1 protein-coding gene is annotated in these 378 nt (G+C 56.9%); it reads left to right on the forward strand.

The window, feature by feature from the left end:
* Window positions 1–90: 90 nt before the first annotated feature.
* Window positions 91–378, forward strand: a 288-nt coding sequence (locus ACT3RR_RS23180; RefSeq protein WP_496201177.1) for a phage tail protein, incomplete at its 3' end; no start/stop codon positions are given.

Below are 378 nucleotides of genomic sequence, written 5' to 3' on the forward strand. Positions count from 1 at the left end.
GAGCGAGGAAACCCGCAATAGCCTGCTGGCCGAGGGTTCAATTGCTATTCGAGCCATCAAGGGAAAACGCCGCGTGGGGGTGCGCAAAATATGAGCCAGTTGGATGAGCTGACCGCTTTCATCACTGCGAGCATGCCAAAGCGCACTTTCGCCGGTGCCGGGTTCGCCAGTTTCATGGATGAAATGAAATTTATCCCGGCGCAAAGGGATTTGGGGCTAGACCAGTACCGCCTGGCCATCATCCGTTATGACGCGGCGCTGACGTGGGACAGATTCCCCTACCGGGCATATGACCCGCGCAATCTGGCCGCGCTGCTGATGGTTTGGCTTAACCAGTCTGATCGGGCGCTTTATGACGAGGTGGGCATTGATGTGGAT

The sequence above is a fragment of the Ewingella sp. AOP8-B2-18 genome, from assembly GCF_052376015.1.
Taxonomy (GTDB): domain Bacteria; phylum Pseudomonadota; class Gammaproteobacteria; order Enterobacterales; family Enterobacteriaceae; genus Ewingella; species Ewingella allii.